A 13,327-nucleotide genomic window follows, 5' to 3' on the forward strand; every position below is an offset into this window, starting at 1 on the left:
GCCCTGCTAGGTCTGAATTTATTTCATCAGGTATCTGCCCAGCAGCCCGTCCCATCAACGCATAAAAATGAGACAGGTTATCCTTCAAGATTTGGCTTTGGCAGGTTGGCTACAACAGCAGAAATTGCCTTATGGGATATAGACGTACGTCCAGATGGAAAAGGACTTCCTGCGGGGCAAGGTGATGTATTAAAAGGTAAAGTAATATATACATCAAAATGTATGGCTTGTCATGGCAATAACGATACAGATCTTTCAAAAATCAAACTCCCTGGTCCCGTCCTGGTTAGCGATACTTTAGCGAAAAGCAGGCCTAAGGCCATCGGAAATTACTGGCCGTATGCAACTACATTGTTTGACTACATCCGTAGAACAATGCCTTACAACCAACCCGGATCATTGACCGATAACGAGGTATACAGCATTACTGCCTATCTTCTTTATGCCAATAAAATCATTAAACAAAATCAGCTGCTGAATGCAAAAACATTACCAGGCATCGTTATGCCTGCAAAAAAACTGTTCATTATGGATGACCGTAAAGGAGGGCCTGAAGTCAGGTAAGGAACAATGAAAGCGCAAAAAAAAGACAAACAAGTTATAAAATCCAACAAGATAAGCCGCCGGACCTTGCTTGGCAGTATGGTTGCTGCCGCTGTTTTACCAGTGAATTCGATATTTGCAAAACATGTACAAACAGGACCGCATATTGCCCCTGAACCACCAGAAGATCCGACAAAAGCAATAGGCCCCGGCCCAAGTGCGCAAGGCAAGCGCTCAACGTTTGAACATCCTGTACGCAAGTTTTCGGAGACCTCTTCACGTAGCCCTTTGCAGGATTTTCATAGCACCATCACTCCTTCCGATCTTCATTACGAAAGACACCATGCCGGCGTACCAGCCATTGATCCACAAAAATATGAGCTGCTCATCCATGGAATGGTTGAGCGTCCAATGAAATTTACACTTGCAGAGCTGAAGCGTTTTCCCGCTGTGAGCCGAATCTGTTTCCTGGAATGTGCCGGTAATTTTCGTGGAGGAAAGGAAGAATTAACTCCACAGGAGATACTAGGGCTTACCAGTCAGAGCGAATGGACCGGAGTTATGCTGTCAACCCTTTTTCGTGAAGTGGGTGCTGATCCAAAGGCTTTATGGTTCCTGGCAGAAGGCTCAGATGCTGCTGTCATGACCCGCAGCGTTCCGGTAAAAAAGGCCTGGGACGATGCTATGATCGTTTATGCACAAAATGGAGAGGCTATCAGACCAGAACAAGGATATCCGGTACGCCTGCTGCTCCCGGGATGGGAAGGCAACATGAACATCAAATGGCTGAGAAGAATAGAGTTATCAGACGAACCCTATATGACCAGGGAAGAAACCTCAAAATACACCTACCCTGTAAAAGATCGTATACGAATGTTCAGCTTTGAAATGGATGCCAGGTCGATTATTACTTTTCCTTCTTATCCTCAAAAGATAATGCCTGGCTGGGTTGAGATCAGGGGAATTGCATGGAGTGGCAGAGGAAAAATTGAAAAAGTTGAAGTGAGTACTGATGCGGGGAAAACCTGGCAGGATGCCAGACTACAAGATCCGGTGCTAAGCAAGGCGCATACTTATTTCAGGCATCTCTGGCAATGGGATGGTAACCCAACGGAAATACTAAGCCGCGCTGTTGATGAAACAGGATATGTACAGCCAACCCTTCGGCAACTGGCTGAAGCACGTGGCACAGCTGTGGGTGGTTACCACATGAATCCCATTACATCATGGCAGATTAAAACAGACGGCAGCACATTGTTTAAGCCCGAATAGATAGCAACCCTTTTACAAGGGCTTTCCATTGAGGATAAGACAGCCCAATTTTAGCACCCCAACCTACAAATACATTGCGGATGTTATCAAGGGTGTTATCGGTACCGGTATTAGGCATCTCGTTCCTACCGTGTTCCTCTGCACTAACAGTATTCCCCATACGTTTGACCTGAAAGGTCGAGGTTGCCTCATCTGTGAGAAAATGCGCTGTATCCTCTTTGTCGTTTAAAGGGTTAGCAGAAGGCCGTACCGTGATGCTCAATACTTCTGCACCATCCAATTCCTCGGTTATAATCTGTTCAATCCGAACCCAATCATAGCCTTTACCTGCAACAGTTCCCGGACCAGGAATATCAATTTTAATATGATCGCCATCTATTGCAAACCTGCTTACCTGATGACCACTAGAATCGGTAAGGTAAAAATTTGACATTTCAGTGCCTGCGATCTTTGCCCATTGGTTTATATCCAGCAATCTTTCCTTCACAATTTTAAAAAAATCTACCGCCTCGGCTACCGAGGCTAGTTCGACCTTTTCTACGGCATTCATTTCTGTTCCGTTCTGTTGTTCAGGGACATGACTTGCTCCCGGATCATTGTTATGATTTGTTTCCATGATACCAATAGCAACTGATACAATCCTAAAAAGTTTTGATTTTAAATAAAATTATAGTGGTCTTCTCTTAGTCAGGAAACACCATCTGCTGTATACTGCTTCAACATATTCGTTGATGGGGCAAAAAACAAGCTGCCGGTGCATGCAGTGCTGAAATCGAGTATCCTATCGTAATTTCCAGTCGGAACTCCAATAAACATTCTTTCCAGCATTTTATGAGTAGTGCTAAAAGTGCTGGCATATGCAATAAAGTATGTGCCAACCTCATTTTTTGATGGAGATCCGAAGGGCATATTGTCTCGCACGATCTTCAGCTCGTTGCCATCTTCATCTTCTATAGCTGCCAAAGCACTATGTGAGTTGTCAGGTTTTAGGTCATCAGGCATCTCAATATCGCTCATTTTATACCGACCTATTACTTTTTCTTGTTCTTCGACTGGCAGTTTTGTCCAGCCTCGCATATCATGCAGATACTTTTGTACAAAAAGGTAACTTCCCCCTGCATAAACCGGATCCTCGTCACCAACCGTGGCAAAGAATTCGCGTTGATCGCCTACGGGATTTTCTGTGCCATCCACAAAACCGAGGATCGATCGGCCATCCCAATACCTAAAACCATGTATTTCTTCCAAACAATCTGCAACCGGGTCTAATATTTCGGTTATAGCGGTCAACATATCAAAACAAACGGACATATCGGTACCACGTAAATGAAAATGCAGATCCCCTGGAGTAGCTACAGCCGTATGTTTTAAACCGGTAACAGGTTCAAAATTCTTAAGTTCTTTGGGTAGTGGTGTGGGCAATGAAAGTTGAAGCCAGGCATCATGACCAATACCCAATACACAACTTACCCGCCCACCAGGAACCCGTATAATATAAGAATGGTTAAGGTTAGCTACCAGAGCGCAAAGTTTTTCGAATGCAGGTTTGATTTCTATATTGTGCTTAAACTTCCACACAGTGAATATGGTATTATTATTTGGGTAGTCCGTTATATTTTGTGACTCTTGCGTTATTGGTCTTTTCATATCATTCTAATTTAAGATTTAAAATTAAAAACATGAGACAAGATTTCTGCAGAAAAAAAAGATTCAGAGGCTTTTTTTGTAATTTTGTTATCCTTTTGATTTATGAAATAAAATCTCCACTATAAGTAAATACTTAAATAAAAGATGATCACAAGACAGCGCACCAATTGGCTGAAAATGTTATTTATATGGAAAGGATCCGTAATAAATAAAATTATCGTCCAGCTTATAGTTATTGCAGTATTATCATTGATCACCCTATACTTTAAGGGGAAAATATATGACTATAAAGTACACCTTAATCCCACAATTTTCACCTTAATTGGCCTGGCTTTAGCTATTTTTATGGGCTTTTGCAATACGGCAAGTTATGATCGGTATTGGGAAGGGCGAAAACTTTGGGGCGCATTAGTTATTGAATCCAGGTCTTTGACAAGGCAGGTGTTGACGCTTATAAATGATCCTTCTCCTGAAGGAAAAAAAAGCAAAGAAGATTTCATAAAAATGATAGCAGCATTCTGCTGGTCTCTTAATTATCAATTGAGAAATAAGTCCGGAACAGAACATCTTTCCCGACTGCTTTCGGCAGAGCAAGTGGATTATTTAAGAGATAAAAGACATATTCCAGTGATCATTTTAGATTTTATAGGAGAATGGGTCAGCAAACAAGCCAAGAAAAATCATATTGACACCATTGTTTTAGCTTCTATAGATAACAGGCTTAATCAGTTTTCACAAATCGTTGGAGGTTGTGAACGAATTTCCAATACGCCTTTGCCGTTTGCATATAGTGTCTTATTACATCGTACCGTTTATTTTTACTGTTTTTGGCTACCCTTTGGTTTGGTAGATAGCTTAGGCTGGATGATGCCTTTGATCGTGTTACTTATTAGCTATACTTTCATTGCTTTAGATGCGATTATACAGGAAATTGGCGAGCCGTTTGGAGAAGAAGAAAACGACCTCGCTCTTAATACCATTTGCAGGACTATTGAATATTCGATTTTTGAGCAGGCACAAATTCCACAGGAAGACTATAAACCTACCAATTCCTATTTTGTAGACTAACTTATAATTGGTCTATTAATTCGTATATTTTAGGATTATGCTTTTTGATCTTAATTTTAACAAATTTTGATGCTGGCATATTACTTCCCCGAACAACATTATTAATAGAAACCAACACGTTGGTTTCAGGAAAATAAGTCATGGTGTTCCCTTCTGGTATCTGGTATGAAACGATAATGAATAATGGAGCGATCCGTTCGATGCCGTTGTCATAATTAAACAAATCTACCTTTTCCCCATCGGCAAATCCCGCTTTCTCAATATCTTTTTGATTCATAAATATTACCCGACGCTCATTCTTCGCGTTGTCGCCATCATATATTCATCCGGAGCTAGTACATTTTCAGGTATGGATGTTAGGGTAAATGGAGCCCGATCGCCAAATTTCTTGGTAATGAAGTTCCCTTCTCGTGCAGCATTAGGCAAATAAAATCCTTCTTTATGCCGCACCCTTAAATTATAATTCTCAAAACCTGGGATGCACTTTTCAATGTCGTCCCTTACCGCATCGTAGCTATTGGCATAGCGTTGCCAGTCGATAACCGACCTCCTCCCTAAAGTTGCAATCGCCATTCGGCATACAATCTGTGTTTCGTTCACGAGCTTATCCGATATTGGCTTTAGCATGCCCTTAGATGATTGTACTACGCCCATTGAATTTTCCGTACTCACAAACTGTGGTTCACCATTAACCATGTCGATATCACTGCGTGAAAAGGTTGGAAGAATCAATGCTTCCTGCCCATGCACCAAGTGGCTTCGGTTAAGTTTGGTAGAAACCGAAACGCTTAAATTAAGCTTCCTTAATGCTTTAGCAGTAAAAGTAGTGTCGGGTGTTGCCGATAAAAAATTTCCACCCATACTAAAAAAGACTTTCACTTTGCTTTCGTGCATAGCTTTGATTACCCCAACCACATCGTATCCATGTTCACGGGGAGGATCAAAGCCAAAAACTTTTTGAATGCGATCCAACTGTTCGTTACTGGGTTTTTCGTTAATCATCATGGTTCGATTGCCCTGAACATTGCTGTGTCCCCGAACCGGACAAACACCAGCACCAGGCTTACCTATGCTTCCTTTAAGCAACAGTAAGTTTACGATCTCCTGAATCATCTCTACTCCGTTAGGTTGCTGAGTAAGCCCCATTCCCCAACAAAAAATAATCCGCTTTTTGAATGCCAGCATTTGGGCAGCCTCATAAATTGCAGCTTGTGATACCCCAGAGGCAGCTGCAAGATCTTCCAGTTTGTAATGGTCAAACTGTTTGATAAAGGCATCGTACCCAATAGTTTTATCTGCAATAAATTTTTGGTCAAATACCTCGCCTGGAGATTTTTTTTCAAAATCAATCAGCAGGAGCCCGATAGCTTTTAAAAGCTCCATATCACCATTTATTTTTACAGGCAGATAAAGATCTGCAAGCTTAGCACCACTTCCAATAATGCCATTTATTTGCTGCGGGTTATGAAAACCCATCAGTCCGGCCTCTGGCAAAGGATTAATCGCAATGATTTTTGCCCCGTTTTTTTTACCTTTTTCCAATGCACTCATCATTCTGGGCGCATTGGTTCCCGGATTTTGCCCAATGATCACAATCACATCTGTATCGTAAAAATCATTTAGTTTTACAGTTCCCTTTCCAATACCAATGGTTGGCAACAAAGCAGTACCCGATGTTTCATGACACATATTAGAGCAATCTGGCATATTGTTGGTACCAAATTCTTTTGCGAATAGCTGATATAAAAATGAAGCTTCGTTACTCGTTCTGCCAGAGGTATAAAAAGCAGCTTGATCCGGTGTTTCTAGTGCATTTAGATGTTCCGCTATTTTTTTAAAAGCATCATCCCAGCTGATAGGCTGATAATGAGTGCCGCCTTTTGGCAAATAAACAGGTTCGGCCAATCTCCCTTTACGGCCTATTTCAAAATCCGTTAATTTGGCCAGATCGAAGACAGAGTTCTTTTTAAAGAAGTCTGCAGTAACTTTTTTGGTAGTTGCTTCCTCTGCCAGAGCCTTTGCCCCATTTTCACAATATTCGCCCAAAGGAGATCGATCATCATCTGGATCAGGCCAGGCGCAGCTTGGACAATCAAAGCCTCCCATTTGATTCATCCTAAACAAAGCCCTTGTACCACGAATGGGTACCCCCTCCTCAAAAAGATCACCAAATGCCGCCATCACAGCAGGAATTCCTGCAGCCCATTTTTCAACCTTTGTTAATTTCAGGTCTAATAATTTGTATGGATTTTCTGCAGCCGGTTCTTTTTTCTCTTTTTCCATAGCTCATTTGTTTAGTAATGGATTGGGAAAATTATCACTCTGGTCCTCTTCAACATTATCAAGACAAGTAAAGTCTTTTTCAATGAGTAAGCTAACAGGCCCCTTCCGATCATCAAAACCCACCCTATCTGTATTGTTGAGTTCATCAACCATTGTTTTTGGTATGCTTAGTACAATCCGATCGCCAATGTAATCAGCCGACAGACCATCACCATCTATAGTTTCAATGGCATACACCAGCGTTTTACCCACAAACTCAGAACGTTCCTCTAGAAAGCCTTCAGATCCCAGCTTTGCGACGTCAGATTTGGTCAGTCTATATCTCAGCGAGTTGCCTTTAATTCTAATTTTCATCTGTGTTTTATTTGTTTTTCAATTGCGACGAAGCTATCAGATTTTTCACGCCGCTATGTGGTTTGAGAAATCATGATGGTTTCGTACGATGTTGGTATTAATATTCTACTGCTTAAATTGTAAATATTGAACCTGTCTTCTTTAAGGAAACCCAAAAGCGTAATATCAAATTCCGCAGCAAGTTCCACTGCAAGACTCGATGGCGCGCCAATGGCTGCAACGATTGCAATGCCAGCCATGGCGGCTTTCTGAATTAATTCAAAACTTGCCCTTCCGCTCAGCAATAAAATATGCCGATCCAATGGCAGGTCGTCGTTCAGTAACGCCTTGCCAATTAACTTGTCAAGCGCATTGTGTCGCCCAACATCTTCCCGCAACAGTACTAAATCACCTTTGACAGTAAAAAGTCCTGATGCATGAATACCTCCGGTAGCTGCAAATCCGCTTTGGGCTGCACTTAACTTTCCTGGCAATTCATATAAAATATCTGTTGATAAATTTAATTGAGGTTTATCCTGATTACTAAAGGCGCTAACTGTTCTAATGGATTCAATAGAGCCTTTTCCGCATACGCCGCAACTAGAGGTGGTATAAAAATTCCGGTCGGATTGCTGCAACTGAGGCATGAAATTTTCAGCGAGTTCCACCTGCACAATATTCTGCTTTTGTGAGGAACATTTCATATCTAGGTGATAGGCATCAGTCACATCCTGATAAGAAGGAATGATTCCTTCTGTAAATAAAAAACCTATTGCGAGTTCCAGATCATTACCTGGCGTGCGCATGGTTACAGATATGTTCTTTTGTATCCGCTCTGACCGGGGGCCATAAACTATTCTTATTTCAAGGGGTTCTTCTACGGAAAGTAAATCCGATAACGGTGTACTTGTTAAACCATTAACCTTTCTAACAAGTATCTGCTTAATGGAAACTAATTCTAAATCCTCCATTTCCGTACGGTTTTAATAAAATAATCGTTCTTAAAATTAAGAAAAAATCAGTCTAAAAAGAATTGTATGAGAGATATTCGCTCTTTTATGGTGATATTTTCACATGCTCCAATCTTTCTGAAAACGAACAAAGCGTTCCATTTTTCAGAAACAGGGAGATAACGGACGTCTAGTTGATCAAGCGCATACTTCATACTATGCTTGCGCAGTTCTTGATTCATATACAAGGCATATATCTTGTCCAATGCCTTTGCTGAATATATGCCGCATAGCGGTTCAGGTTGCTGTTCATTCACAAAGACCAATGCATCAGCCGGCTTATCGTTGTACCGGTGAACAAGGAAGTCTAAAAGATCAACTTCCATGTTTATCATGTCACAGGCAAGTACAAGTAAATCTTCCTTCGGATAAATAAGATGCACGGATAAGATGCCTTTAAGTGGACCTCCGATAGACAAGGCAGGATCATCTGTGATTAATGAAGAGGTTGAGAAGAGAATTTGGTATATTGGTAATTGTTGTGTATTTACGGATATAGAGACAGGAATTAGTAATGATGACAACTTAGCAAATGCTTGTTGCGCCCATGTTTCTTGTCCATTTTGCAACAAACCTTTATCCTTACCCATTCTTAGGCTTTGACCACCTGACAGAACTACTCCAATCATTTTTATCAGTTTATTGAAACAAACTTAAACATTCTATAAGCATAATTACTATCCAATAAGCATAGAATTTTGCTTTATTTCTATGATTTAACATAAAAAAAAGCAAAATTGCGTCAAAAAAAACGTATTTTAATAGCTTGTTCTGGAAGCAGTTCCAATTATTGATTCAATACAGGTAAAACATGCAATAGATTGCAACAATTTAATTAAATACTAATGATAACAGATTCTTTTGGACGAGTGCACGATTACCTGCGGATATCACTTACTGATAACTGCAATTTCCGCTGCTTCTACTGTATGCCAGAGGAAGAATATGACTTTACCCCAGCTTCAAGGCTGATGCAGACAGAAGAGATTGTTCAGCTTGCAAAAATATTTGTAGAACAGGGTGTAAAAAAAATCAGGTTAACCGGTGGAGAGCCTTTGGTGCGTAAAGATGCAGCCGCGATCATAACTGCTTTAGGCAAGCTTCCTGTAGAATTGGTGATCACCACCAATGGAACGCGTATTGCAGAAATGCTCCCTGCACTAATTGCAGGCGGCATTAAAACAGTTAACATTAGTCTAGATACTCTTCAGCCAGAAAAATTCTTATTCATTACACGTAGAGACCTGTTCCATCAGGTACGTAGCAATATAGAACTGCTTTTACATCACAAAATTACTGTTAAAATAAATATGGTAGTGATGAAAGGGCTCAACGATAATGAAATTAAAGATTTTATAGATTGGACAAAACATAATCCCATCCAAATCAGGTTCATTGAATTTATGCCATTCAGCGGGAATAAATGGACCAGCAATAAAATGTTTTCCCTTGATGAAATACTGGCTACCATAGCTAAAGATTTCACCATGCTTCCGGTTAAAGCCGCACCACACGATACAGCAAAAAGTTTCATGATTCCGGGACACGAAGGTTCTTTTGCCGTTATAAGCACCATGACAGCACCATTTTGCAGTACTTGTAACAGGATGCGGTTGACTGCTGATGGGAAGCTCAAAAATTGCCTCTTCTCTGATGGAGAGACAGACCTATTGGGCCCTTTAAGAAACAATCAAGACGTTCTTCCGTTGATCCAAGCTTCTATTTGGAGTAAGAAAAAAGAACTTGGCGGACAGCTTATTGAGCATTTCGAAAAACTGGATGCGGACTCTATCAAGAACAGAAGTATGATTACCATAGGAGGATAATTTAAAATGATAAGCGTCAACGAGGCAAAACAACTGATTTCAGATCATACTCAACCGTTGCAAGCTCTAAAATTAAGTCTAAAAAAGGCTTCGGGGCACATTTTAGCTGCAGACATCTATGCGCGCTATGATATTCCGGCTTTCAAACAATCGTCTATGGATGGATATGCTTTGGTTTATCAGGATTCCTCATCAGAATTAGAAATGATCGGGGAAATGGCCGCTGGCACCAGCCAACTGTTGTCCATTAACCCCAATCAAACCACCAGGATTTTTACCGGAGCCCCCCTGCCTGAAGGTGCGGATACAGTTGTGATGCAGGAAAAGATCAGTAGACAGGGAAATAAGATCACGCTTCAGGATCCAAAGCTGTTGCCCGGAGCAAATGTTCGTCAAATAGGATCGGAGATTAAAGCCGGAGCACTTGCCATGCAAAAAGGAACCGCGCTAGGCCCCGCTGCTGTAGGATTTCTGGCCGGAATTGGCATTCAGGATGTGGAAGTTTTCCCGATGCCTAAGGTAGCCATCATTTTAACAGGTAAAGAACTTCAGCAACCTGGCATGGAGCTTAATTTTGGTCAGGTATATGAATCTAACTCCTATTCCTTAACTGCCGCAATAAAAAATGAAGGAATCACTGAAATTGAAGTAACAGAGGCTGATGACAATCTGGAAATACTAACAGATGTGCTTAGGTCAGCATTACAGGAACATGATGTTGTTCTGCTTACCGGCGGTGTGAGCGTAGGAGATTACGATTTTGTACTGGAAGCCTCAAAGAAATGTGGGATTGAGCAGATCTTTCATAAAGTAAAGCAAAAGCCAGGTAAACCATTATTTTTCGGAAAAAAAGATCAAAAACTGATATTTGGTTTACCGGGAAACCCATCTTCGGTTCTTAACTGCTATTACAATTATGTATTGCCGGCTCTGAAAGCAATTTCGCACAAAGAAAATAGCGTAAAAGAAATAAGTGCCGAACTGACGCATGACTGTCAAAAACCGGCTGGGCTTACCCATTTCCTTAAGGGAAGTTACAAAAATGGCAAGGCAACACCATTAAATGCTCAGGAGTCGTTTCGGTTAAGCTCTTTTGCACTGGCAAACTGCCTGATCTATCTTCCCGAAGAACAGAAGGATTTCAAACAGGGAGATGTGGTAACCATCATTTCCATTGCTTAGCAATATGAAATATAAGCTTTCCCTGAATAAGGATATTGTTCAGGAGAATATGGCGATTTTAAATCAAGATACAATAGGCATCATGCCGCCTTTTTCAGGAGGATAATACCATAGAAGTGGAAAGAAAAGTAAAAAAAATATTTATTGACGGAAGGATCGAACCTGCATTCATAGCTGATAGTATTTCCAAACACAGCGCAAAAACAACTATTGGCGGTCACAGCATATTTATGGGACAAGTGCGGAAAGATGAGATTGAAGGAAAGCTTGTGGCAGCCATTGAGTATACAGCTTATCAGGAGCTGGCACTAGAGAAAATGCATCAGATCAGGGAAGATATTTTTCAAAAATATCCGCTTCATTGCATGCATGTTTACCACAGCCTGGGCACAATAAAAGCGGGTGAGATCTGCCTTTTTGTATTTACCTCATCTACACGCCGCAAACCGGCAATAGATGCCTGTGCAGAAATCGTGGAGAGATTAAAAGCAGAACTGCCAATTTGGGGCAAAGAAATATTTGAAGACGATACACATCAATGGAAAGAGAATAGCTAATATGGTAAACATTACAAAAAAATCAAGCACACTAAGAATAGCTATTGCAACTGCTACAGTAAAAGTATCTAAACAGGAAACCATTGCAGCCGTTGAACAAAGAAAAATACCCAAAGGCGATGTTTTCGAATTTGCCCGTGCGGCCGGACTTTTGGGTGTAAAAAAAACGAGCGACCTCATACCTGATTGTCATCCCCTTCCAATAGAATATACCTCCATTACCTACGAAATTGATGGACTAAACATCCATATTACTGTTGAAGTGCATACTATTTACAAAACAGGTGTAGAAGTTGAAGCCATGCATGGTGCCTCCATTACTGCCCTCACCATGTATGATATGCTCAAACCCATCGATAAGGGTGTTGAGATTCAAAATATCAGGTTGCTAGAAAAATCCGGTGGTAAATCTGACCTCAAGAATTTACAGTTTCCAGATATCAAGGCAGCTGTAGTAGTCTGCTCTGATTCTATATTTGCAGGTAAGGCTCAGGATACATCAGGAAAAGCCATTGTTGGATTATTGGAGCAACTTGGCATCGAAACACTCAAATATGAGATCCTTCCAGATGAAGTTGACAGTATCAAAGAAAAGGCTATTGAACTCTGCGGAATTGAACATCAGCTCCTGATTTTTACAGGAGGTACCGGACTTTCTCCGAGAGACGTCACGCCAGAAGCCATTAGCCCCTTAATTGAACGTAAAATTGATGGAATTATGGAAACAGCGCGAAGATACGGTCAGGAACGCATGCCTTACGCCATGTTATCCCGTGGTGTTGCAGGATTTATAGGCGAAACACTTGTACTCACCTTTCCAGGTTCGAAAACTGGGGTAGAGGAATATATGTCGGCCTTGTTTCCACAATTACTGCACCTTTTTAAGATCAATAAGGGGCAAAAACATTAAACCTTTTGTCCAGATTTTTCCCTAAAGTATTTCTATATATCCGTCACTTCCGTTCAGCCTGATGCGCTGACCATCTCTGAGCAGCTTTGTAGCATTGTCTACTCCAACAATTGCCGGCAATCCATATTCGCGTGCAATTACTGCTCCATGCGTCATCATTCCGCCAACTTCTGTAACCAGACCTTTTATCGATACAAATAAGGGCGTCCAGCTGGGGTCCGTGAAGGTGGTAACCAATATATCTCCATCTTCCAGGTTTGCATCTTCCATATTTAAGATTACACGTGCCCTACCCTCTATCACTCCTGAAGAAACCGCCAGACCTGCAATAGCATCGGTCGGAAGGTTTTTTTCATGCTTGTATTTACCCGAAACAATTTCACCGTCTGATGTGATCACCCTTGGCGGGTTTAGTTTTTCGTATGATTTGAACTCGTCTTTTCTTTTGCCGATGAGCTGGTTGTCTGGCTTATGGGTACGTACCATTTCGCGAAATTCTTCAAAGGTAAGATAGTAAACATCTTCCCTATCTGGAATGATGTTGGCTTGTGCAAGTTGTTCCGCTTCTTTCAGCAAAGCCTGCTTATAAACGAAGAAGCGATTAACTATCCCGTATTTTGGATATTCGCGATAACCTGCAAAACTCCTGAGCAGGCTGATCATTTGTTTTGTCTCCCTGATTTTTTGTTCTCCATC

15 protein-coding genes are annotated in these 13,327 nt (G+C 41.1%); 7 read left to right on the plus strand and 8 right to left on the minus strand.

Translation table 11 applies throughout. From position 1 onward, the window contains the following. Together AC1DDX_RS23580 and soxC are read left to right on the plus strand one after the other, a co-directional pair. Positions 1 to 564: c-type cytochrome (locus AC1DDX_RS23580; protein WP_477622694.1), on the plus strand; the 564-nt coding region annotated here is incomplete at its 5' end. A gap of 6 nt (positions 565 to 570) precedes the next feature. Next, entirely contained in the window at positions 571 to 1,815 is a 1,245-nt protein-coding gene (gene soxC / locus AC1DDX_RS23585; RefSeq protein ID WP_288879168.1) for a sulfite dehydrogenase, read from the plus strand. On the opposite strand, the gene AC1DDX_RS23590 is transcribed toward soxC, so the two are convergent. Continuing rightward, positions 1,802 to 2,431 (minus strand): hypothetical protein, encoded by a 630-nt coding sequence (locus AC1DDX_RS23590; RefSeq protein WP_172660109.1) that lies wholly within the window; start codon positions 2,429 to 2,431, stop codon positions 1,802 to 1,804. The two genes, soxC and AC1DDX_RS23590, sit on opposite strands and share 14 nt — an antisense overlap. 71 nt (positions 2,432 to 2,502) lie before the next feature. Then, positions 2,503 to 3,462 (minus strand): Dyp-type peroxidase, encoded by a 960-nt coding sequence (locus tag AC1DDX_RS23595; protein WP_216854331.1) that lies wholly within the window; start codon positions 3,460 to 3,462, stop codon positions 2,503 to 2,505. Between the two features lie 144 nt (positions 3,463 to 3,606). On the opposite strand from AC1DDX_RS23595, the gene AC1DDX_RS23600 reads away from it, so the two are divergent. Beyond that, positions 3,607 to 4,530: a bestrophin family protein gene (locus AC1DDX_RS23600; protein ID WP_288879167.1), complete on the plus strand. Its 924-nt coding sequence runs from the start codon at positions 3,607 to 3,609 to the stop codon at positions 4,528 to 4,530. 1 nt (position 4,531) lies between these two features. Here the strand turns inward: AC1DDX_RS23600 and AC1DDX_RS23605 are convergent, their stop codons facing one another. The 5 genes from AC1DDX_RS23605 to mobA are packed head-to-tail and all read right to left on the minus strand — an operon-like array spanning position 4,532 to position 8,785. Continuing rightward, on the minus strand, positions 4,532 to 4,807 hold the full coding sequence (locus tag AC1DDX_RS23605; protein WP_477622695.1) for a hypothetical protein: 276 nt from the start codon (positions 4,805 to 4,807) through the stop codon (positions 4,532 to 4,534). Positions 4,808 to 4,812: 5 nt separating this feature from the next. Next, positions 4,813 to 6,813 (minus strand): FdhF/YdeP family oxidoreductase, encoded by a 2,001-nt coding sequence (locus AC1DDX_RS23610; protein ID WP_477622696.1) that lies wholly within the window; start codon positions 6,811 to 6,813, stop codon positions 4,813 to 4,815. A gap of 3 nt (positions 6,814 to 6,816) precedes the next feature. Next, a complete protein-coding gene (locus tag AC1DDX_RS23615) occupies positions 6,817 to 7,167 on the minus strand; it encodes a DUF7009 family protein (protein ID WP_172660106.1) in 351 nt (116 codons plus the stop codon). Between the two features lie 53 nt (positions 7,168 to 7,220). Further along, entirely contained in the window at positions 7,221 to 8,117 is an 897-nt protein-coding gene (fdhD, locus tag AC1DDX_RS23620) for a formate dehydrogenase accessory sulfurtransferase FdhD (protein WP_288879165.1), read from the minus strand. Positions 8,118 to 8,164: 47 nt separating this feature from the next. Continuing rightward, positions 8,165 to 8,785, minus strand: coding sequence for a molybdenum cofactor guanylyltransferase (gene mobA, locus AC1DDX_RS23625; RefSeq protein ID WP_477622697.1), 621 nt, complete (start codon positions 8,783 to 8,785; stop codon positions 8,165 to 8,167). A 216-nt stretch (positions 8,786 to 9,001) separates the two neighbouring features. On the opposite strand from mobA, the gene moaA reads away from it, so the two are divergent. From moaA to moaCB, 4 genes are all read left to right on the plus strand, one after another. After that, on the plus strand, positions 9,002 to 9,982 hold the full coding sequence (gene moaA / locus AC1DDX_RS23630) for a GTP 3',8-cyclase MoaA (RefSeq protein WP_288879163.1): 981 nt from the start codon (positions 9,002 to 9,004) through the stop codon (positions 9,980 to 9,982). A gap of 6 nt (positions 9,983 to 9,988) precedes the next feature. Then, positions 9,989 to 11,164, plus strand: a complete 1,176-nt coding sequence (locus tag AC1DDX_RS23635; protein ID WP_477622698.1) for a molybdopterin molybdotransferase MoeA — start codon at positions 9,989 to 9,991, stop codon at positions 11,162 to 11,164. Between the two features lie 116 nt (positions 11,165 to 11,280). Further along, entirely contained in the window at positions 11,281 to 11,721 is a 441-nt protein-coding gene (locus AC1DDX_RS23640) for a molybdenum cofactor biosynthesis protein MoaE (RefSeq protein ID WP_288879160.1), read from the plus strand. Next, on the plus strand, positions 11,684 to 12,631 hold the full coding sequence (gene moaCB, locus AC1DDX_RS23645) for a bifunctional molybdenum cofactor biosynthesis protein MoaC/MoaB (RefSeq protein WP_288879159.1): 948 nt from the start codon (positions 11,684 to 11,686) through the stop codon (positions 12,629 to 12,631). Before AC1DDX_RS23640 ends, moaCB begins: the two co-directional genes overlap by 38 nt. A gap of 21 nt (positions 12,632 to 12,652) precedes the next feature. Here the strand turns inward: moaCB and AC1DDX_RS23650 are convergent. Beyond that, positions 12,653 to 13,327: PEP-utilizing enzyme (locus tag AC1DDX_RS23650; protein ID WP_477622699.1), on the minus strand; the 675-nt coding region annotated here is incomplete at its 5' end.

It is taken from the genome of Pedobacter sp. 10L46_2 (genome assembly GCF_056395165.1).

Bases quoted from the DNA above. Each gene is read 5' to 3' on its own strand.
- mobA (WP_477622697.1), bottom strand. From the start codon at position 8,785: ATGATTGGAGTAGTTCTGTCAGGTGGTCAAAGCCTAAGAATGGGTAAG.
- AC1DDX_RS23635 (WP_477622698.1), top strand. From the start codon at position 9,989: ATGATAAGCGTCAACGAGGCAAAACAACTGATTTCAGATCATACTCAA.
- moaA (WP_288879163.1), top strand. From the start codon at position 9,002: ATGATAACAGATTCTTTTGGACGAGTGCACGATTACCTGCGGATATCA.
- AC1DDX_RS23610 (WP_477622696.1), bottom strand. From the start codon at position 6,813: ATGGAAAAAGAGAAAAAAGAACCGGCTGCAGAAAATCCATACAAATTA.
- AC1DDX_RS23615 (WP_172660106.1), bottom strand. From the start codon at position 7,167: ATGAAAATTAGAATTAAAGGCAACTCGCTGAGATATAGACTGACCAAA.
- soxC (WP_288879168.1), top strand. From the start codon at position 571: ATGAAAGCGCAAAAAAAAGACAAACAAGTTATAAAATCCAACAAGATA.
- AC1DDX_RS23605 (WP_477622695.1), bottom strand. From the start codon at position 4,807: ATGAATCAAAAAGATATTGAGAAAGCGGGATTTGCCGATGGGGAAAAG.
- fdhD (WP_288879165.1), bottom strand. From the start codon at position 8,117: ATGGAGGATTTAGAATTAGTTTCCATTAAGCAGATACTTGTTAGAAAG.
- AC1DDX_RS23590 (WP_172660109.1), bottom strand. From the start codon at position 2,431: ATGGAAACAAATCATAACAATGATCCGGGAGCAAGTCATGTCCCTGAA.
- AC1DDX_RS23600 (WP_288879167.1), top strand. From the start codon at position 3,607: ATGATCACAAGACAGCGCACCAATTGGCTGAAAATGTTATTTATATGG.
- AC1DDX_RS23595 (WP_216854331.1), bottom strand. From the start codon at position 3,462: ATGAAAAGACCAATAACGCAAGAGTCACAAAATATAACGGACTACCCA.